We start from the raw sequence: 18,562 nt of genomic DNA on the forward strand, positions 1-18,562 counted from the left end.
ACTCCATTGGCGTCCGCACAACCCCCTGTACCGCCCGCCGCCGCCGTCACCATACCGGCCGGACGCAATATCGGTATCGGCGCTCCGTGGGTCAGCTACTACGGCAACGTCGGCCGCCTCGACCTCGCACGCATGGCGAACACCTTCCGGCTCATCGACATCGACGCCGATCCCGATCAAGGGAACGTCACGCCCGCTCAAATCGCCACGCTCAAAGCCGGAGGCAAGAACCGCGTCGTCAGCTATCTCAATCTCGGCGCCTGTGAGCGCTTTCGTTCGTATTGGCAACACGCCCCCGCCGGCTTCCTCTCCTGCGGCAGCAATCACCGCGCTCATCTGGGCCGCTATGACGGCTACCACGATGAAACCTGGATGAACCCGGCCGACCCGGCGTACCGCAAGCTCATCGTGAGGTACGTCGCACCGCGATTGATTGCGCAGGGCGTCGACGGCTTCTACCTCGATAATCTCGAACTGATCGAGCATGGCGTGCGTACCCGCAACGGCCCCTGCGACGCCGCTTGCCAGCAAGGCGCGCTCGATCTCGTGCGCGAACTGCGCGACGCTTTCCCCGACAAGATCCTCATCATGCAGAACGCCACCAGCCCGGCAACGCGCCTCGGCATCACCGGTGGTGTGGCCTTCGCGTCGCTGCTCGACGGCATTGCACACGAGGAGGTCTACGCGCCAGTGCATGACGCCGATGTCGAGCGCGAATTGCTGAAGTGGTCTCGACTGCCCGCCGGCACGTCAGGACGCAAGCTCTGGATCGGCACGCTCGACTATGTCGGCAGGTGCGGCAACGCACGTCAGGCCAGAAGTGTCTTCGCCCGTAGCCGGGCGCACGGTTTCAGCCCGTCCGTGAGCGACGCCAGCGCAGGCCAGAACGTGGTGTGTTACTGGGGCTTCTGAGCCGATCGGCGGGCGATCCGTGGGCGTAGGGCAGGCAAATGGGCAGGCGAACGGCCCGCGCAGTGTAAACTGCTGGGTTTTCGACCCCCTGTGAAATGGTGCAAGTGCCCCGGCGTCCCGTTATCAGCGCCCCGACACTCATACGCTCGCTGGCCCGTCTGAGCACGTTCGCCCCGCCTGAGGCCGCGCCGTCGCTCTCGGACCGCATGAGTCAGTGGCTGGGCTGGACCGACGCCATCGCCCTGTCGTCGGCCCTCAAATCCGCCCCGCCGGCCGCAACGCCCGGCGCGCGCGCGGCTGCGCACGATCCGGCCAGCGAACTGGCACGCGTGCGCGCCGACCTCGCCGCCGCCATCGCTCGTGATTGTGGCCTCGCCGCCGCACCCGGCGGGCAGATCCGCGCCCTGAGCGCCGCCGAACGTCAACGGGCAGCGTCCTTCGCGGAGTTTCCCGCCTATCGCCAACGCTACGCGACGTCGCAGCAGACGATGGATACGGCGATCAGCGCCCTGCGCACCCGCCTGCGCGCACAGTTGGCGCTGCACGCGCCGCACGCCGCCCGGCTCGCCAGCGTCGATGCCGTCATGGAACGCGTGATGGCCGCGCGTGAGCGCACACTTCTCGCCAGCGTGCCGAATCTGCTCGAAGGGCACTTCGTGCGCCTGCGCGATACGGAACAAGCCGCGATCGCCGCCCCGCGCGTGCCCGGCACACCGCCGCTCGCGCCCGCCGGCACGTGGCTCGACACCTTTCACCGGGACATGCAGAGCCTCCTGCTCGCGGAACTGGATATACGCCTGGAACCGATCGAAGGGCTGATCGCCGCCCTCGCCTCGGCACCTCCCGGCGAAAACGTTAGTGAACCCGGACAACATGACCCGTTACCTCGTTGATCTCGTTGCCTTTGTCGCAGGGCTGGCCGTCGTCGGCTGGATCGCCATCGGCTATGCCGGCACCAACCCGCTCGCGCTGGCCGTCGCCCTGCTCATCGCCGCCGTCTATCTCTTCGGCGCCCTCGAACTCAAACGCTTTCATCAAGCGACGAACGCCCTCGCCAACGCCGTCTCCCGCCTGAATTCGACCCCCGCATCGCTGCCCGCGTGGCTCGACACGCTCCCGGCCAGCCTGCGCACCGCCGTGCGTCTGCGCGTCGAAGGCGAACGCGTCGGCCTGCCCGGCCCCGCCCTAACGCCCTACCTCGTCGGCTTGCTCGTGTTGCTCGGCATGCTCGGCACCTTCCTCGGCATGGCCGCCACGTTGCGCGGCACCGGGCTCGCGCTCGAAGGCGCCACCGATCTCGAGGCCATCCGCGCCTCGCTCGCGTCGCCCGTCAGAGGTCTCGGCTTTGCTTTCGGCACATCGGTCGCCGGGGTCGCCACGTCGGCCATGCTCGGCCTGCTCGCCGCGCTCGCGCGCAAACAACGCGCCCAGGTCGTGCAATCGCTCGACGCGCGCATCGTCACGACGCTGCGCAGCTTCTCGCAGCAGCATCAGCGCGAAACCACGCTGCAGTTGCTTCAGCAGCAAGCGACGGTCATGCCCGCCCTCGTCGATCGTCTGCAGGACATGATGGTCGCCATGGAACGCCAGAGCCAGTCCCTCGGCGAGCGGCTCGTCGCCCATCAGGACGCCCTGCACACCAAGACCGACGCCTCGTATGCGCAACTCACCGGTGCCATGCAGCAGTACCTGAAGGACAGCGTGGCGACGACCGCCAGCGCCGCCGGTGCCGCCATCCGTCCCGAGGTCGAGGCGACGATGGCCAGCCTCGCGCGTGAGTCGGCGTCGTGGCATCAGACGGTCGCCACCGCGATGCAGGATCGAATGGACGGCCTGTCGGATCGCTTCGAGGCGACGACCGCGCGCGTGGCTAACGTCTGGACGGAATCGCTCGACGCGCAATTACGCACCAACGCATCGCTCGCCACCGATCTGCGCGCGGCACTAGGCGAATTCACGCAAACATTCGAGGCCCGCTCGTCCCGACTGGTCGACGACGTCGCCGCTCGGCTCGAAACCGTGACCGGCCAGGTCAGCGCCGCGCACGCCGGTGTCGCGCAAACGTGGGAAACGTCGCTCGCCGCGCAGCAGCATACCCATGATGTCCTCGCCAAGGACCTCGGCGCCACGCTTGCGCAATTCGCCCAGACCTTCGAGGCACGCTCGACCGACCTGCTCGCCAACGTCGCCTCGCGTCTCGACACTGCGACCGGCAGCATCGCCACGGCGCAAACGACCGTCGCCCAGGCATGGGAGCAGGCCCTGGCCCAACAGCAGCGCTCTCACAACGCCCTCACGCAAGACCTCGGCGCCGCGCTGGAACGCTTCGCCCAGACGTTTGAGACGCGTTCCACCGCGCTGCTCGGCGACGTGGCGGACAAGCTCGACGCCGCCGGCAACCGTGTCAGCGGTGCGCACGAGCGCGTCGCGCAGGCGTGGGATCAATCGATCGCGTTGCAACAGCAGGCCAACGCCGCCCTGAACACCGAACTCGGCGCCGCGCTCACCCGCTTCACCGAGACCTTCGAGCAACGCTCGGCACATCTGATCGACAGCGTCAGCCTGCGCACGGAAGGCGCGATGCACAGCGTGTCGGAGACGGCCAGCGTCGTGTCGAGCGAGTGGAAGCAGGCGCTCACCGCGCAGCAGTCCGCCAACGACGCGCTCGCGCGCGATCTGGCAAGCGCGCTTGCCCGCTTCGCGGACACCTTCGAGAACCGCGCTTCGCAATTGCTGCAAAGCGTTTCGGCGCAGATGGACTCGACGTCGACCAACGTGGCGCAAACGTGGCGCGACGCCATCGCGGAACACGCACGAACGAGCGAGCGGCTGGCCGATGGCAATCAGCAACTCGTGGCCGCGACGACCAGCGTCTTTACGGACCACAGCGCGTCGCTGCTCCAAGCGCTTCAAGCGGCCAACGCGGCCCATCACGACGCCGCGTCCGAGCGCGAAACGCAACGTCTGTCCGCATGGACGCAAACGCTCGAAGACACGCTCGCCACGCTGCGCTCGGAATGGCAACAGGTCGGCGCACACAGCACCCAACAGCATCAGACGATCTGCGACACACTCGCCCGCACCGCGCTGGAGATGTCCGAACAGACGCGCGCCCACGCCAGCGACACGCTCGCCGAAATTTCACGCCTGGTACAGACCGCGTCCGAGGCGCCGAAGGCCGCTGCCGAGATCATCGGCGAGCTGCGCCAGAAGCTCTCCGAGAGCATGGTGCGCGACAACGCCATGCTGGAAGAACGCTCGCGTCTGCTCGACACGCTGGGCACGCTGCTCGACACCGTCAAGCACGCCGGCAACGAGCAACGTGCCGCCGTCGACGAACTGGTGACGACGTCCGCGCAACTGCTCGAACGCGCGGGCGCGCATCTGGGCGACGCGATCGCCGCGCAAACGGAGAAGCTCACCGCCGCGTCGGCGCAGGTCACGGGCAGCGCGGTGGAAATCGCGAGCCTGGGCGACGCCTTCGGGGCCGCCGTGCAAGCGTTCGGCGAATCCAACACGCAACTGCTCGACCATCTGCAACGCATCGAAGCCGCGCTCGACAAGTCGATGGCGCGCAGCGACGAACAACTTGGCTACTACGTCGCGCAGGCACGCGAGGTCGTGGAGCTGAGCGTGATGTCGCAGAAGCAGATCCTCGAGAACCTCCAGGACCTGGCACAGACGCGCTCACAACCGGGTAACGCGGCAGCATGAGAGACGATTTCGACGCGGACGTCGGGGACAACGGCGAGGTCGGTGCCGCAGCGCCGACATGGGCCGTCTTCGGCGACCTGATGTCGGTGATGCTCGGCGCCTTCGTGCTCATCATGCTCGGTGTGATCGGCGTGCAGATCGAACTGTCCGCCAAGCTCGATCGCGAGGTGAAGGAACGCCGAGCCGAAACGCAACGCCGCGAAACCCTCGAGAAGGCGCTGGCCGGACCGCTCGCGGGCGGACGCGTCACACTCGTGAATGGTCGCATCGGCATCAGCGGCAATGTGCTCTTTGCACTGAATTCGGACCAGTTGCAGCCACAGGGACGCGAGGTGCTGCGCAGCCTGGCCACGCCGCTGGCCGCCTATTTGCGGGCGAGCGACGAGATTCTCATGGTCAGCGGCTTCACCGACGATCAGCAGGTGCGCGAGACAAACCGGCGATTCGCCGATAACTGGGAGTTGTCGGCCCAGCGCGCGCTCACCGTCACCCGTGAATTGATTGCCGCTGGCGTGCCGCCGTCATCGATCTTCTCGGCCGCGTTTGGATCGGAACAGCCCGTTACGGCGAACAGTGACGAAGCCGGTCGCGCGAAGAACCGCCGCGTGGAAATCGCACCGATGCCACGCAGCAGTGCCAGCAACGCGGGTAAGCCCCATGCGTGACGCGATGCGCGCCAAGGCCGCCGCCGCAGAGACGCGCGATGCCTCGGACACGTTGTCCGAGCAACTCGCCGCATGGCGAGCGCAAGGTGCCGACAAACGCGACCCTGCACGCTTTCATCACATCGAAGCGCTGGCGCTGCGCAGCCGTGCGTTTCGCGGCGATGTGCGACGCGTGCTCGACGAACGCCTTGCGGCACTCGTCGACGCGTTTGCGCAGTCGCTTGCCACGGCCAGCGAGACACCCGCCACATCGACCGCTGCATCCACCGATCGTGCAGACCCGACGACACACCGTATCGCATCGCCACTTGCGGCATTGACGGCAAGCATTGCGCTACGCGTTGGCGCCAATGAACGGCCCGCACCGCCAACGGCGTCTCGCCCTGCCAACGCCGCAACGCCGCCGGGCCAGGCGCGGCTCGCCAGCGCCAGCCCCACCGATGCCGGTCCGCCGGTCAGCGGGGCTGCGACAGCGGCGAAACGCCCCGTCGCGCCGCCCGCACCTGCGTCGGTGCCCCTCACGCCGACGGTGATCGCCACCGACGACGCCTTCGAAGACCTCGACGTCCTCGAGTACTTCCGCGAGACGTGGTCGAAGCTGAGCACCGACGGCAATCTGCGCCAGTCGCTCGCCCAGGTGCCAGAGAACGCTGGCCCGCTCAATTCCAGCCATCTGGTGCACCGCGCGCTCTCGCTCATGCACGACATCTCGCCGGACTATCTGCGACACTTCCTGCGCCACGCAGACGCCCTCTCGTGGCTGGAAGACATGGAGACCACCGGCGCGCTTGGCAACAAGCCGGCCGCTCGCGTCGCCACCAAACCGGCGCGCTCGAAGACGCGCTGACGTCGATCCCGCCCAAGTCCGCGGCGGACGCCGTCGCGGCAAGGGCCTTCCGGCGCGCTTGGCGCCGGCGGTCATGCGGGTCGCTGGCCCGGGCCTGCGCGGGGCGTCAACTTGCCAGCCGAGGGCGTTCCGGGGGATAATCGAGCCCGTTCCCGACGCCAAGGCGCGGGAAAAACTTTCGAAAAATCATCGTGTTGGGTGCCAACTCAGGCCGCAATGCCGGATGTGCCGCCCGCCGCAGCATTCCTCGACAAGCCGTCGCCCAGACGGCTTTTTGTTTCCATGACGAACCACGGACACCCACCGGCTGACGACGTGCAACCGGTCCACGACGACGCCGACTTGGGCGCGCCGCAATCCAACGCCACGGGCGACGACGACACACACGTCGGCCCGGACGACGTGGCGCACCCGCGCCGCATTCGCAGTTTCGTGCGTCGCGCCGGCCGCAGCTCGGAAGCGCAGAAGCGCGCGTTCGATGTGCTCGGCCCGCAATTCGTGCTGCCGTATGCCCCCGAAACGCTCGACTGGCCCGCCGCCTTCGCGCGCGCGGACGCGCCGCGCATTCTCGAAATCGGCTTCGGCATGGGCGACGGCACCGCGCACATCGCGCAAGTGCGCCCGGCGGACGATTTCCTCGGCGTCGAAGTGCACGAGCCGGGCGTAGGCGCCCTGCTCAAGCGCATCGGCGAGACGCCGCTGTCGAATGTGCGCATCATTCAGCACGATGCCGTGGAAGTCGTCGAGCACATGCTGCCGGCAGGCTCGCTCGACGGCGTGCATGTCTTCTTCCCCGACCCGTGGCACAAGAAGCGCCATCACAAGCGCCGCTTGCTGCAACCGCCGTTCGTGGCATTGCTCGCCTCGCGTCTGAAGCCGGGCGGTTATCTGCATTGCGCGACAGACTGGCAGGAATATGCCGAGCAGATGCTCGAAGTGCTAGGTGGTGAACCCACGTTGGAAAACACGGCTACCGATTACGCGCCGCGTCCGGACTATCGCCCGGTGACGAAGTTCGAGAATCGTGGCCTGCGCCTCGGTCACGGCGTGTGGGATCTCGTGTTCCGCAAGCGCACCTGAGATATCTCGCCGGGATTGCAAAATGGAAGGGGCACCTCGCGGTGCCCCAGTTTCGTTCTGCTTCGGGTGTCGCGTGCGCCGACTCAGTCGGCCCAGACGACCAGCCCGCTGTAGCCGGTGACCAGCACCACCAGCCCGAACACAATGCGATACCACGCGAACGCCGTGAAGTCATGCGACGCGATGTAGCGCAGCAGCCAGCGCACACAAATGAAGGCGCTGATGAACGCGGCAATGAAGCCGACACCGAACAGGCTGAAGTCGTCGACCGACAGCGTCGAGCGCGCCTTGTAGAGTTCGTAGACGGTCGCCCCGAACAGGATGGGGATCGCGAGGAAGAACGAGAACTCGGTCGCCACCTTGCGCTCCAGCCCGAACATCATGCCGCCGATGATCGTCGCCCCCGAGCGCGACGTGCCCGGTACGAGGGCAAAACACTGCGCCAGACCGACTTTCAGGGCGTCGGCGACTGAGAGGTCGTCCATCGAATTCACGCGCGGCCGCTTGCCCGCATCGGTGTTGCGACGGTTGTGCCGCTCGACCAGCAGGATGATCACGCCGCCGACGATGAATGCCGTGGCCACCACAATCGGATTGAACAACGCCGCCTTGATGTGTTTGCCGAGCCACAGGCCGAGCACGATAGCGGGCAGGCAAGCCACGATCACATTCACCGTAAAGCGACGCGCCCTGGCATCGCTGCCGAGGCCCGCCACGACCTGAGCAATCTTCTCGCGATACTCCCAGCACACCGCAAGAATGGCGCCGAACTGAATCACGATCTCGAAGACCTTGCCCTTGTCGTCGTTGAAGTCGAGCAGGCTGCCCGCCAGAATCAGGTGACCGGTCGATGAGATCGGCAGGAATTCGGTCAGCCCTTCGACCACACCGAGAATGACGGCTTTGAATGCCAGCAACCAGTCCATGCAATGAGTTCCTGAGAAGTCGTGAATAGCGAACAGGGGGAATACGGAACGCGACAGCGATGGGGCAGCCCGCGTCGGGTGAGCGCGTCAGCGTGACTCGAGTTTGACAGTCACGCTGTGCGAGCGCACGGTGATCGCGCCCGGCTGGCGCGTCAAACCGCCAACGGTCAACTGCTCGGGCTTGAACGTATAGAGCGGCGCGTCCTGCAGCAACTGCATCGCGATCAATGCCCCGGCCGCGTTCAGTTGACGCGACCAGCGCTCGGGCAATCCGTCGATCGTGAACGTCTCCACCTCCGGATCGCGCAGCACGACCGACATCGTCGCCGGGTCGTAAGCGAGCGCACTGTCGATGGCGAGCATGCCAGAGAGCGGCGCGCCACCGAACGGATGCGTCACCGTGGCGTCGACCGACACCGCCAGGCGATTGCGCTCCGGCAGCAGGGTCAAGCGCGGATGCGAAAGGTTGACGTCAAGCACCGCCAGCACGCGGCGGTCGAACGGAAACTTGCGTTCGAGCGCACGTTGCAACTGACTCTCGGAGAAGGTGTAGTCGTTGCCGAATGGCAACCCCGCACAAGCGGCAAGCCCGGCGGCAAGCGCCGTCGCGCCGGCCAGCGCCAGCCAACGGCGGCGCGTGAGGCCATACGGGCGTCGACACGGCAGGCGCGAGGTGTCCTGCGGCGCAAGCCCGTCGCACTGCTGACGAATTCGCTGATCTGGATGAAGACTACCCGGCATGACAAATTCCGCGACTGGGCGCCCAGCGCCCCAACACGCGCGACTATAGCATCCGCGTGCGGCGCCCTGCTACGCGGTCACAGGGGCGGTCATCACTTCGAGTCGGGTCAACCAGGCGATGGCCTGCGCGCGATCGTTCGCGCACATCTCGGCCGAGGGCTGCAACGATCCGCAGACCGCCGGACGCGACGGGCTACCGAAGATCCGGCAACGGTCCTCGTCATCCAGCTGCACACAGCGGGTGTTCGCAGGCTTGCCGTTCGGCATGCCGGGAATGGGCGTCGAGATGGACGGCGCGATGCAGCATGCCGCGCAGCGGGGACGACACTGCATGACGCTCACCACGGCAAATGCCCGGTGCCGTCGAAAAATCCCCCGGTCACCAATCCGCGCTCGCCGAGTGCCAGCATGAGCACATTGCGCGCACCGTCAGCCACGCCCTGCCGCGCGCGCTTGCCGTTCGCATCGACCGTCAGGTCGGCAGGTGCGCCCGGATCGACCGAGTTCACCGTGATCGACGTCTCACGCAACGTTTGCGCGAGCTGCACCGTCAGCATGTTCAAGGCGGCCTTCGACGCGTTGAACCCGATCTGCCGGAACGCCGCATGCTCCCACGCCGGATCGTTGTTGCGCGCCAGCGAGCCCAGGCCGCTCGACACGTTCACGATATGCGCGCCCGTCGAGCGCGCGAGCCACGGCAGCATCGCTTGTGTCACGCGCAAGGTGCCGAAGAAGTTGGTCGCGAACACCCGCTCGACGGCCTCGATGGACGCCTTCTCAGGCGCATCGTCACGCGGATCGCTCACCCCCGCGTTGTTCACCAGCACGTCGAGCCGACCGTAGTAGCGGCCAATCCGATAGGCCGCCGCGTGCAACGTCTCGGGCCGCAGCAGGTCGATCACCAGCGTCTCCGCCTGAAATCCGGCCTCGCGCAACGGCTCGACCACCACGTCCCCTTTAGCCGGCTCGCGTGCGCCCACCAACACCGTCATGCCTGCCTCGGCAAGCCCGCGCGCGACTTCCTGCCCTATGCCTCGGGTCGCGCCTGTCACCAGCGCCACACGTCCCAGATGGCGTTCGGCATCCGCGCGCACCGTATTCTCGATGGCGTCCCGTTTCATCACTGCTCCCGTCGATTGACCTGTTGTGCTGCGCCCCACCGCGCGCAAATTTGTTAGCATGGAGTTTATGAAGAATCCTTCAGATTTTCTATTCGCATATGAAACCGGCCAGCCAAGCCCCCGGAACGCCCCGTAAGACGCCGCAGCAGGCGCGTTCGCGCGTCACCATCGACGCGATTTTCGAAGCGGCGCTTCAGGTTTTGCTGCTCGACGGCGGGCGTCAACTGACCACGACGCGCGTGGCCGAACGAGCGGGCGTGTCGGTCGGCACCTTGTATCAGTACTTCCAGAACAAGCAGGTGCTGCTCTACGCGGTGCTCGGGCGGCACATCGACCGGATCGTCGAGACGGTGGAGGCGACCTGCCTGGCCTCGCACGCCCAGCCGCTCGAAACGATGGCGCAGACGCTCGCCAAGGCCTACGTCGGCGCGAAGATGACGGACATCGAAGAAGCCCAGGCACTGTATCGTCTCTCGGAAGATCTCGACGGGCGCGAGGTGTTCGCCGGCGCGTCCACACGCATGCATACGGCAGTCGTCGCCATGCTGAAAACGGCGCAAAATGCGCATTTCGACGATCCCGAGACGGTCGCGTTCGTGTTCCTGAACTCGATGACCGGCCCCATCAAGGCGATTCTGGAGAATCGCGCGCCCGCCGGCACCTGCTACACGACGCTCGCCAGCCAGATCGCTGATCAGATGGCGACGATGTGCGGCGCGTATCTGCATCGCGTGGCCAGAACGGCCGACGCCGACCGCGCGCAGGAATCGCAGGCAGCGCAGGGGACGCCGAAAGTCGCCGCATAGCGGCTGCATCGCCAGTATCTCGGCGCTTGCACAGCGGCACCGTCTGGCGGCTTTCCGACGATGTCCAGGCCGCTTCGCAAGCCGTCGTTGCGTCGCTGCTGCGGCAAAAGTTCACGCATCATCATGACTGTCGCCCGGAACTGGTAAAATGCCGGGTTGTGTTTGCCTACTACCCACGGTAATCGAAATGAATTACGAACAGGCCCGCTTTAACATGATCGAGCAGCAGATCCGTCCTTGGGATGTGCTCGACCAAGAAGTGCTCAATCTGCTCAAGCTCGTCAAGCGCGAGGAATTCGTGCCGACGGCCCAGCGCGCACTCGCGTTCACCGACGTCGAGCTGCCGCTCCCGGGCGCCGCAATCGCCGACAAGAGCCAGCACATGATGTTTCCGCGCGTGGAAGCCCGCATCCTGCAGGCCCTCGCACCGAAGAAGCATGAGAACGTGCTCGAAATCGGCACGGGGTCGGGCTACATGGCCGCGCTGCTTGCCTACAATGCGCACCACGTCACGAGCATCGAGTTCGACGCCAACCTCGCCCAGGCCGCCCAGCAGACGCTGCGCGCCAACGGCGTGACCAACGTGGAAGTCGTCAACGCCGACGGCGCACAAGGCTGGAGCGCCGCCGCGCCCTACGACGCGATCGCCATCTCGGGCGGCCTGGTCGAACTGCCGCAAGCGTTCCTCGACCAACTCAAGGTCGGCGGCCGTCTGGCAGCATTCATCGGGGGCAGCCCGGTCATGGAAGCCGTGCTCATCACGCGCGTGTCCGAGACCGAGTACCGCCGCGAGAACCTGTTCGAGACGCAAGTGGCCTACCTGGTCGCGACGCAGCCGTCGCGCTTCAAGTTCTGAGCCCCGGTCGCTCCCAAACGACACACGAACATCATGCAAAACATCACACCGGCGCAATTGGCCCAGTGGCTCGCGGACGGGGACCGCAGCCAACCCACGCTCCTCGACGTGCGTGAGGATTGGGAAGTGCAGACCTGCCGCATTGCCCAGAGCCAGAACGTCCCGCTCGGCGACGTGCCCGCCCGTCTGACGGAACTCGACGCCGAAGTGCCGATCGTGTGCATCTGCCATCACGGCATGCGCAGTGCACGCGCCGCGATGTTCCTGGAACAACAGGGCTTTACCCAACTGTTCAATCTGGACGGCGGGATCGACGCCTGGGCTCGCCAGGTCGACCCGTCAATGCCGACCTACTGAGCCACGGCCGCACGCCCGCCGCAAGTCACCGCGCACGGGGGTAACGCTGATGAGGCGCGTGACGCGCCAGCACAGCGCATGCGCATAAAAAATGCCTCGCATGGCCCATTCGGCATGCGAGGCATTTTGCGTTTCGACGCGCGGCGCTGGGTTCAGATGTCGTCGTTGCGGCGTCGGTCCGGCAAGTCAGTCCTGCGCGGCAACGACGCCCCCGTCGAGCCAACGGCCCAGCGCGGTGACGGTACGCGCGGTCGCGCCCTGATGCTGTCTCGCGAACAGCAGGGCGGCCGTGCGCATGGCGAGCCGCCGGTCGTCGTCGAGCAGCAGCTCGGCCAACGCCGTGGCAAGTCCGCCCGCATCGCTCACCCGCCGCGCGGCGCCCGCAGTCAGGGCGTTTTCACTGGCCTGCGTGAAGTTGAACATGTGCGGGCCGAAGACGACAGGCGTGCCCGCCGCACAGGCTTCGATCAGGTTCTGCCCGCCCAGCGGCAGCAGGCTGCCGCCAATGAACGCGACATCCACCGCGGCGAAATACGCCGCCATCTCGCCCATCGAATCGCCAAGGACAACCTCGACGTCCGCGGGTAGCGGCGTGTCGTCGTCAGGCCATGCGCTGCGACGAACGTAGCGAATCCGCACCTTGTCGAGCATCTCGGCCACTTCGTCGAAACGCTGGGGGTGACGCGGCACCAGCACCAGCAACGAGCGCCGCCCCACATCCGAGGATGCCGCCAACATGGCGCGTGCGTGGAGCACCAGCGACTCCTCGCCGTCGCGCGTACTCGCGGCGAGCCACACCTTGCGCTCACCGAAACGCTCACGCCAACGGGCCCCCAGCGCGAGCTGCGCGGGCGGTGGCGTCATGTCGAACTTGAGGTTGCCCATCACGTCGACGTCGTTCGCGCCCAGCATGCGCAGACGCTCGGCGTCGGCATCACTCTGCGCAAAGACGCGGCTGAACCCGCCAAAGACAGGCTTGGCCGCATCGCCGAAGCGGGCGGCCCGCCGGAACGACCGCGCCGACATGCGCGCATTCGTCAGCACCAGCGGCACACCGCGCTCACGGCACGTGAAAATCAGATTCGGCCAGACTTCGGTCTCCATCACCACGCCGACGCTCGGTCGCCATTGCTTGAGAAAGCGTCGGATCGGCCCGACCATGTCGTACGGCAGATAGCAACGCAGCACGCGGTCGCCGAACAGGCTCTCGCCCGTCGCGCGCCCGGTGGGGGTCATATGCGTGAGCAAGATGCCATGCGACGGATAACGCTCAAGCAACGCGTCGATGAGCGGCTGCGCGGCACGTGTCTCCCCGACGGAGACGGCGTGCACCCAGATCAACGGACGACCGGTGTGGGGCGGCGATTCGTAAAAGCCGAAACGTTCGCCGATGTGGCGGCGATAGCCGGGCTCGAACCGGCCGCGCCACCAAAGGCGCACCACGGCCAGCGGCGCGACGATCCACCAGAGCGCGCGATAGAGGAGACGCAGCAACATTCAGATGAGCGCGCGATGCGTGAGACGTTGCAAGACCGCCAGCGGCGAGCACTCGGGGTGCACCATCGCTTCGGCGGGGAGGAAGAAGGTCTGCTCCATCATGAACTGGCCCGACATCACGGCGTGCGACGTCTGATCCGAGAAGCAGATCCACACGCAGCCTGGCGGGAACGGCATGGTCTGCTGGTCGGCAGCGCGCTGGTAGTCCATGTCGGCCTTCATGCCGTCGTGCAGATGCAGCATGATGTGGTCATATCCGCTGCGCACACGCTTGGTGATGCCCACGGCGTTCTGCAGCCACGCCGACCCCGGCCACTGGGTGGGCACTTTCGGCAGAAAGCGTTTGGCGACGGTTTCGAACGGCTCGCCCACGCGCCAGACGCGCGGCTGGCCCGCCGGGTTGACGTTGGTGAACACGCGCAGGATGCGCTCGCCGTAGTTCGGGCGCGACGGAAAGGCATCGACGTGCAGCCGGCTGTCGTCCTTGCGCCACGAGGTCTGGCGCGTTTCGACCCGATGCAGACGCAGGCTCGTGGGTGCCGCGCGCAATTTGCCGCGATACTCGGGCATCAGGCCGTCGATCAGGCTGCACGCCTGCGTGTAGTAACGCTTGACCAGCGCATGGACGGCGCGCTGCGTGCTGTCGTCGGCGGATACGCCGACCAGCACGTCGGTCCTGGGATCGAGGCTGATGTTCTTGCGCTTCGGGTCGGCAATCGCCGGATCGAGCAGGCGCTGCTGCGCGGCATCGATCGCGAAGGCCAGATGCGGGAAATACAGCACCTTGCCCGCCTCGACATCGGCCACCAGCGTCTCGCGCGGCACCGACAATTGTCCCCCCTGCCAGTCGCCGGATTCCACGGTGACGATCTGGCCGCTTTCGTTCATTTGGCTCATGCGCTTCGGTCCTCCCGGGGCGCGGCGGCGCCGCTCGGCGCGGGCAGCAGCGACGGTGCGAGCTGGTGCACGGCATCGCGGACTTGCGCCAGCGTTGGCTGATGTGCGGCGTCGCCAAGATTAACGATGCGCGGCGACCAGAATCCGCCGGTGCGCCACGCGGTGCTGAAATTGTATAACTCGATGGTGGGGCGGTTCAGCGCTGCGGCAATATGCACCAGGCCGGTGTCCACGCCCACGGTGATCGCCCCGCGATCGATGAGGCCGACGACCTGCGACAGATTCATCTTCGGGGGCACCCAGGCGTCGTCACCCAACGCGATGGCCAGTCGCAGCGACACCTCACGTTCGGCCGCGCTGCCCCACGGCAACACGATCCGCAACCCTTGCGACGCCAGATCGCGGCCCAGCGCAATCCAGTTGTCTTCCGGCCAGGTCTTGTCGTCTCGCGACGTGGCGTGCACGAACACCGCGTACGGCAGGTTCGGACACTGGCTGTGATCCGCGCGCTCGGTGGCAATGCCGAAATCGACGTCGCCCGGCACCTCGAAGCCCATCGCTTCGGCCACCAGCAGCCGCGAGCGCGTGACCACATGCGTATGCGGCTCGATGCGCACGGTATGCCGGTAAAGATAGCGCACCGGCCACTCATAGCTGGCCCCCTCGGTCCGGTTGCCCAACCCCCACACGGCGCCGCGCGCCGTCCGCGCGATCCAGCCGGTCTTGATCAGACCCTGCGTATCGATCACGTAGTCGTAAGGGGTTTCGCGCAAGGCGCGGCGGAATGCGCCGATTTCCTGCCAGGTGCGTGCCGCGAACGGGTGCTTGCGCCAGCGGCGCAGCGCGAAGGGAATGACCCGGCGCACCCCGCGCACGAGTTTGACGAGGTCGACGAAGCCCTCTTCCACTACCCAGTCGATCTGGGCGTCGGGCGTATGGCGCAGGATGTCCTGCACCACGGGCATGTTATGGACGACGTCGCCGAGCGACGAGACTTTGACGATCAGAACCTGCAACCGCACGCCCCGGCGGTTCGGCCGGGCCTCGTGAGCAAAACCGCGATTTTACCCCGACCCGGCCCACCGAACAGCGTTGATTGCGCTGTTCTCGCAGCGGTCCCCTTACGTCGTCCCGCGCCGGAGGTCCGGCGCCGGGTGCCCTGGCATCGCCTCAGAACGGCAGCTTGGCGTCGGGCTTCACGGTCAGGATCGCGCGGCGGAAGTCGTCTTGAATGCGCGCAATCGCCGCATCGCTGTCGGCCTCGAAGCGCAGCACGACGACCGGCGTGGTGTTCGACGAACGCGCCAGACCGAAGCCATCCGCATATTCGACACGCACGCCGTCGATCTTGACGATGTCCCGCGCCCCATCGAACCTGGCGGTCTCGCGCAGCTTGTCGATCAACGCGAAGTTCTCGCCTTCGGCCAACGGGATTTGCAACTCGGGCGTCGAGATCGAGTTGGGCAGCGCATTGAGCACCGCGCTCGGATCGGTCGTCTTCGACAGGATTTCGAGCAGACGCGCCCCCGTATAAAGGCCGTCGTCGAAACCGTACCAGCGGTCCTTGAAGAACACGTGGCCGCTCATCTCGCCCGCGAGCGGTGCGCCCGTTTCCTTGAGCTTGGCCTTGACCAGCGAGTGCCCGGTCTTCCACATCAGCGGCTCGCCGCCGTGCTTTTGCACCCAATCCGCGAGGTTGCGCGTGCACTTCACGTCGTAGATGATCTTCTCGCCCGGATGACGGCTCAGCACCTCGGCGGCGAAGAGCATCAGTTGGCGATCCGGGTAGATGATCTGACCGTCCTTCGTGACCACCCCGAGACGGTCGCCGTCACCGTCGAACGCCAGCCCGATTTCGGCATCGGTGGTTTGCAGCGTCCGGATCAGATCCTGGAGATTCTCCGGATGTGCGGGATCGGGGTGATGGTTCGGGAAGGTGCCGTCCACCTCGCAGAACAGCTCGATGACATCGCAGCCGAGCATCTGGAACAGCGCCGGGGCATAAGCGCCCGCCACACCGTTGCCGCAGTCCACCGCGATCTTCATCGGACGCGCCAGATGTACGTCACCCGCGATGCGCGCGCGGTACGACTCGCCGATCTCGTCGGCCGTGTACGTGCCCCGCCCCGTTTCGAAGTCCTGCTGTTCGATCAGCGTCGCCAGGCCCTGGATCGCGTCGCCGAAGATCGCCCGGCCGCGCAGCACCATCTTGAAACCGTTGTAGTCGGGCGGATTGTGGCTGCCCGTGACCATGATGCCGGAGTCGACGATCCGGCCATGCAGCGTGACATTCGTCGCGAAATACACCATCGGCGTGACAACGACACCGATATCGACGACATCGACCCCCGCGGCGCGCAGGCCGTCGGAGAGCGCACCGACCAGTTCGGGGCCGGACAGGCGGCCGTCGCGGCCGACGACGACGGCGTTGCCGCCTTCGCGACGCACCGCCGTGCCGAACGCGCGTCCGATCAGGTGCGCGACGTTGGCATCCAGGGTCTTGCCGACGATGCCGCGAATGTCATAGGCCTTGAAAATCGCAGGCGAAACTTGCGTGGTTTGCGTCATGGAAATAGATCTCTCGAAAACGAGGGAGGAAGACGTCATCCGACGCGAGGGGCCGGGCGTATGGCCTGAGCGAACCCCATGCGTACCGGAAGTGGCAAGGTGCGACGGCCGGGAAGCCAACGCCGACCGCACAGCAAACGTGAAATCCCGGCAGGAAGCGCGGCCGGGATCGGCTGCATTACGCTAAAATTATACGGGACTTCGCCGCACTGCGACATTTCCCCAACCCCTTGTCATTGATCGCCGACCCTCCGTGGCCGCGCATCATGACCCGTGCGTGACGTCCCCCAGCACCGGCCTCTTGAGGCCGGTTTTGCTTATCTTGACTTGAGAACGAGTGAGCCGCGCGAGCGCCACATGCCCTATCGGACCATCATTCGCAACATCCTCTGGATGCTGACCGAGCGCGGCGCGCAGATCGTCGGGGGCATCGCCGTCTCCGGTCTTCTGGCACGCAGTCTCGGCGCCGCGCAGTTCGGCTTGTTTCAATACGCGCAATCGCTCGTGTTCCTCGCCGCGTCCCTCACGCTGCTGTGCGGCAGCGAGGTCGTGGTGCCGCGTCTGGTCGGCAAGACCGAGGCGGAGCAACGCACGGTCATCGCGCATGCGTTCGTGCTGCGCCTGGCCGCGGCGGCCGTCGCCTATACCGTGCTGGCCATCTACGTCATTGGGTTTGCCGAGTCCGAACTGGTTGCCGTCGCGCTCTGGCTCGGCGTGGCGCTCTGGTTCCGCGAGCCCGCAGGCATCGTCATCGCATGGTTGCAGGCGCGCACGTTCAACCGCCCAAGCGTCGCGGCCAATCTCTGCGGCCTGGGGGTCAAACTCGCGCTCGTGGCCCTCCTGTTCGTGACGCATGCGGGCGTTGCCGCGTTCGCGCTGGTCTATGCCGTCGAGGCCATCGTGGCCGCCGCGCTGCTCGTTCGCTATTACCTGAAGCATTCGCCCAAGACGCCGGTGATCTGGCGCCGCTCACTCCTGCTCGAACTGCTCTCGAGCGGCATGACGTTCTGGGGTGGCCTGATGCTCATGATCCTGTTCAAGCGCATCGACCAGCTCGTGCTCAAGCCGCTCATTCCGCTGGCTGAACTGGGCGCGTATGCCGCCGCCATGCAGATCACGGAGAACTTCGTGCTCGTCGCGCCGATCATCGCGAATTCGCTGGCGCCGCAACTGATCTTCCAGACGTTCGACAATGCCACCGCGAGGCGCAATACCGTGCGCGCCGTGTGGTTGATGGTCGCCGCAGGCGCCAGCCTGGCGATTCCGATCGCGCTGCTGGCCCCCTGGATCGTGCACCTGATCTATGGTGCGGGCTTCGCGGCGTCGGCGCAGATTCTGCGCATCTCGGCGCTTATGGGGATTCTCGTATTCGCCGATGCCGCCCTGAACCTCACGCTGATTCGTCGCGGCGCCGGACGCTGGGTCATCGCGAAGTGGCTGTGTGCGGCCGTGGTGGCCTTCGCGGTGGTACGCGGCCTCGCACCGCATCTCGGCGCGCTCGCCGGGGCGCTCGGCTACGGCGCGGGGTATGCGGCCGCGCTGGTGCTCGGCGTCTGGTTGCTTCGACGGGACTGA

General features: G+C 66.4%; 18 protein-coding genes. 10 read left to right on the forward strand and 8 right to left on the reverse strand.

The features are described 5' to 3' along the window. Positions 1-6: 6 nt before the first annotated feature. The 6 genes from PTE31013_RS06655 to trmB all read left to right on the forward strand — a co-directional run bounded on the left by PTE31013_RS06655 (position 7) and on the right by trmB (position 7,218). Positions 7-912 carry a glycoside hydrolase family 191 protein gene (locus PTE31013_RS06655; RefSeq protein WP_246173925.1) on the forward strand — a complete coding sequence of 302 codons (906 nt, stop codon included), beginning with the start codon at positions 7-9 and terminating at the stop codon, positions 910-912. Between the two features lie 95 nt (positions 913-1,007). Next, on the forward strand, positions 1,008-1,805 hold the full coding sequence (locus tag PTE31013_RS06660; protein WP_150612005.1) for a DUF3348 domain-containing protein: 798 nt from the start codon (positions 1,008-1,010) through the stop codon (positions 1,803-1,805). Beyond that, complete coding sequence (locus tag PTE31013_RS06665; RefSeq protein ID WP_150612006.1) at positions 1,786-4,626, forward strand: DUF802 domain-containing protein; 2,841 nt, start codon at positions 1,786-1,788, stop codon at positions 4,624-4,626. The genes PTE31013_RS06660 and PTE31013_RS06665 overlap by 20 nt, the downstream gene beginning before the upstream one ends. Next, on the forward strand, positions 4,623-5,291 hold the full coding sequence (locus tag PTE31013_RS06670) for an OmpA family protein (RefSeq protein ID WP_150612007.1): 669 nt from the start codon (positions 4,623-4,625) through the stop codon (positions 5,289-5,291). The genes PTE31013_RS06665 and PTE31013_RS06670 overlap by 4 nt, the downstream gene beginning before the upstream one ends. Beyond that, on the forward strand, positions 5,284-6,138 hold the full coding sequence (locus PTE31013_RS06675; protein WP_150612008.1) for a DUF2894 domain-containing protein: 855 nt from the start codon (positions 5,284-5,286) through the stop codon (positions 6,136-6,138). Before PTE31013_RS06670 ends, PTE31013_RS06675 begins: the two co-directional genes overlap by 8 nt. Positions 6,139-6,420: 282 nt before the next feature. After that, the gene (gene trmB / locus PTE31013_RS06680) at positions 6,421-7,218 is read left to right on the forward strand and encodes a tRNA (guanosine(46)-N7)-methyltransferase TrmB (RefSeq protein ID WP_246173926.1); all 798 of its coding nucleotides are present in this window, start codon (positions 6,421-6,423) and stop codon (positions 7,216-7,218) included. An 83-nt stretch (positions 7,219-7,301) separates the two neighbouring features. On the opposite strand, the gene PTE31013_RS06685 is transcribed toward trmB, so the two are convergent. From PTE31013_RS06685 to PTE31013_RS06700, 4 genes are all read right to left on the reverse strand, one after another. Further along, positions 7,302-8,144: an undecaprenyl-diphosphate phosphatase gene (locus PTE31013_RS06685; protein WP_150612009.1), complete on the reverse strand. Its 843-nt coding sequence runs from the start codon at positions 8,142-8,144 to the stop codon at positions 7,302-7,304. An 87-nt stretch (positions 8,145-8,231) separates the two neighbouring features. Next, positions 8,232-8,885, reverse strand: a complete 654-nt coding sequence (locus tag PTE31013_RS06690) for a DUF1439 domain-containing protein (protein WP_150612010.1) — start codon at positions 8,883-8,885, stop codon at positions 8,232-8,234. Between the two features lie 69 nt (positions 8,886-8,954). Beyond that, entirely contained in the window at positions 8,955-9,218 is a 264-nt protein-coding gene (locus tag PTE31013_RS06695) for a YkgJ family cysteine cluster protein (protein WP_150612011.1), read from the reverse strand. Between the two features lie 5 nt (positions 9,219-9,223). Continuing rightward, positions 9,224-10,006: an SDR family NAD(P)-dependent oxidoreductase gene (locus PTE31013_RS06700; RefSeq protein ID WP_150612012.1), complete on the reverse strand. Its 783-nt coding sequence runs from the start codon at positions 10,004-10,006 to the stop codon at positions 9,224-9,226. A 98-nt stretch (positions 10,007-10,104) separates the two neighbouring features. Here PTE31013_RS06700 and PTE31013_RS06705 point away from each other — a divergent pair, with 98 nt between their 5' ends. The 3 genes from PTE31013_RS06705 to PTE31013_RS06715 all read left to right on the forward strand — a co-directional run bounded on the left by PTE31013_RS06705 (position 10,105) and on the right by PTE31013_RS06715 (position 12,025). Then, positions 10,105-10,812, forward strand: a complete 708-nt coding sequence (locus PTE31013_RS06705; protein WP_150612013.1) for a TetR/AcrR family transcriptional regulator — start codon at positions 10,105-10,107, stop codon at positions 10,810-10,812. A gap of 187 nt (positions 10,813-10,999) precedes the next feature. Then, positions 11,000-11,668, forward strand: coding sequence for a protein-L-isoaspartate O-methyltransferase family protein (locus PTE31013_RS06710; RefSeq protein ID WP_150612014.1), 669 nt, complete (start codon positions 11,000-11,002; stop codon positions 11,666-11,668). Positions 11,669-11,701: 33 nt separating this feature from the next. Then, entirely contained in the window at positions 11,702-12,025 is a 324-nt protein-coding gene (locus PTE31013_RS06715) for a rhodanese-like domain-containing protein (RefSeq protein WP_150612015.1), read from the forward strand. 186 nt (positions 12,026-12,211) lie between these two features. Here PTE31013_RS06715 and waaA read toward each other — a convergent pair whose 3' ends face one another. The 4 genes from waaA to PTE31013_RS06735 form a co-directional block, all read right to left on the reverse strand. Further along, positions 12,212-13,519, reverse strand: coding sequence for a lipid IV(A) 3-deoxy-D-manno-octulosonic acid transferase (gene waaA / locus PTE31013_RS06720; RefSeq protein ID WP_174978477.1), 1,308 nt, complete (start codon positions 13,517-13,519; stop codon positions 12,212-12,214). A 3-nt stretch (positions 13,520-13,522) separates the two neighbouring features. Beyond that, the gene (gene kdoO / locus PTE31013_RS06725) at positions 13,523-14,410 is read right to left on the reverse strand and encodes a Kdo hydroxylase KdoO (RefSeq protein WP_150612219.1); all 888 of its coding nucleotides are present in this window, start codon (positions 14,408-14,410) and stop codon (positions 13,523-13,525) included. A 5-nt stretch (positions 14,411-14,415) separates the two neighbouring features. Further along, on the reverse strand, positions 14,416-15,384 hold the full coding sequence (gene waaC, locus PTE31013_RS06730; RefSeq protein WP_246173990.1) for a lipopolysaccharide heptosyltransferase I: 969 nt from the start codon (positions 15,382-15,384) through the stop codon (positions 14,416-14,418). A gap of 205 nt (positions 15,385-15,589) precedes the next feature. Then, positions 15,590-16,987, reverse strand: a complete 1,398-nt coding sequence (locus PTE31013_RS06735) for a phosphomannomutase/phosphoglucomutase (protein WP_150612017.1) — start codon at positions 16,985-16,987, stop codon at positions 15,590-15,592. 357 nt (positions 16,988-17,344) lie between these two features. Between PTE31013_RS06735 and PTE31013_RS06740 the strand changes: the two genes are divergently transcribed. Next, positions 17,345-18,562, forward strand: a complete 1,218-nt coding sequence (locus PTE31013_RS06740) for an oligosaccharide flippase family protein (protein WP_150612018.1) — start codon at positions 17,345-17,347, stop codon at positions 18,560-18,562.

This window comes from Pandoraea terrigena, assembly GCF_902459705.1.
GTDB lineage: Bacteria > Pseudomonadota > Gammaproteobacteria > Burkholderiales > Burkholderiaceae > Pandoraea > Pandoraea terrigena.

Excerpts from the sequence above, each read along its gene's own strand:
- PTE31013_RS06660 (WP_150612005.1), top strand. The coding sequence starts at position 1,008 with ATGGTGCAAGTGCCCCGGCGTCCCGTTATCAGCGCCCCGACACTCATA.
- PTE31013_RS06700 (WP_150612012.1), bottom strand. The coding sequence starts at position 10,006 with ATGAAACGGGACGCCATCGAGAATACGGTGCGCGCGGATGCCGAACGC.
- PTE31013_RS06740 (WP_150612018.1), top strand. The coding sequence starts at position 17,345 with ATGCCCTATCGGACCATCATTCGCAACATCCTCTGGATGCTGACCGAG.
- PTE31013_RS06735 (WP_150612017.1), bottom strand. The coding sequence starts at position 16,987 with ATGACGCAAACCACGCAAGTTTCGCCTGCGATTTTCAAGGCCTATGAC.
- PTE31013_RS06695 (WP_150612011.1), bottom strand. The coding sequence starts at position 9,218 with ATGCAGTGTCGTCCCCGCTGCGCGGCATGCTGCATCGCGCCGTCCATC.
- trmB (WP_246173926.1), top strand. The coding sequence starts at position 6,421 with ATGACGAACCACGGACACCCACCGGCTGACGACGTGCAACCGGTCCAC.
- PTE31013_RS06665 (WP_150612006.1), top strand. The coding sequence starts at position 1,786 with ATGACCCGTTACCTCGTTGATCTCGTTGCCTTTGTCGCAGGGCTGGCC.
- PTE31013_RS06715 (WP_150612015.1), top strand. The coding sequence starts at position 11,702 with ATGCAAAACATCACACCGGCGCAATTGGCCCAGTGGCTCGCGGACGGG.
- waaC (WP_246173990.1), bottom strand. The coding sequence starts at position 15,384 with ATGCCCGTGGTGCAGGACATCCTGCGCCATACGCCCGACGCCCAGATC.
- kdoO (WP_150612219.1), bottom strand. The coding sequence starts at position 14,410 with ATGAACGAAAGCGGCCAGATCGTCACCGTGGAATCCGGCGACTGGCAG.
- PTE31013_RS06685 (WP_150612009.1), bottom strand. The coding sequence starts at position 8,144 with ATGGACTGGTTGCTGGCATTCAAAGCCGTCATTCTCGGTGTGGTCGAA.
- PTE31013_RS06675 (WP_150612008.1), top strand. The coding sequence starts at position 5,284 with ATGCGTGACGCGATGCGCGCCAAGGCCGCCGCCGCAGAGACGCGCGAT.
- PTE31013_RS06690 (WP_150612010.1), bottom strand. The coding sequence starts at position 8,885 with ATGCCGGGTAGTCTTCATCCAGATCAGCGAATTCGTCAGCAGTGCGAC.
- PTE31013_RS06705 (WP_150612013.1), top strand. The coding sequence starts at position 10,105 with ATGAAACCGGCCAGCCAAGCCCCCGGAACGCCCCGTAAGACGCCGCAG.
- PTE31013_RS06710 (WP_150612014.1), top strand. The coding sequence starts at position 11,000 with ATGAATTACGAACAGGCCCGCTTTAACATGATCGAGCAGCAGATCCGT.
- PTE31013_RS06670 (WP_150612007.1), top strand. The coding sequence starts at position 4,623 with ATGAGAGACGATTTCGACGCGGACGTCGGGGACAACGGCGAGGTCGGT.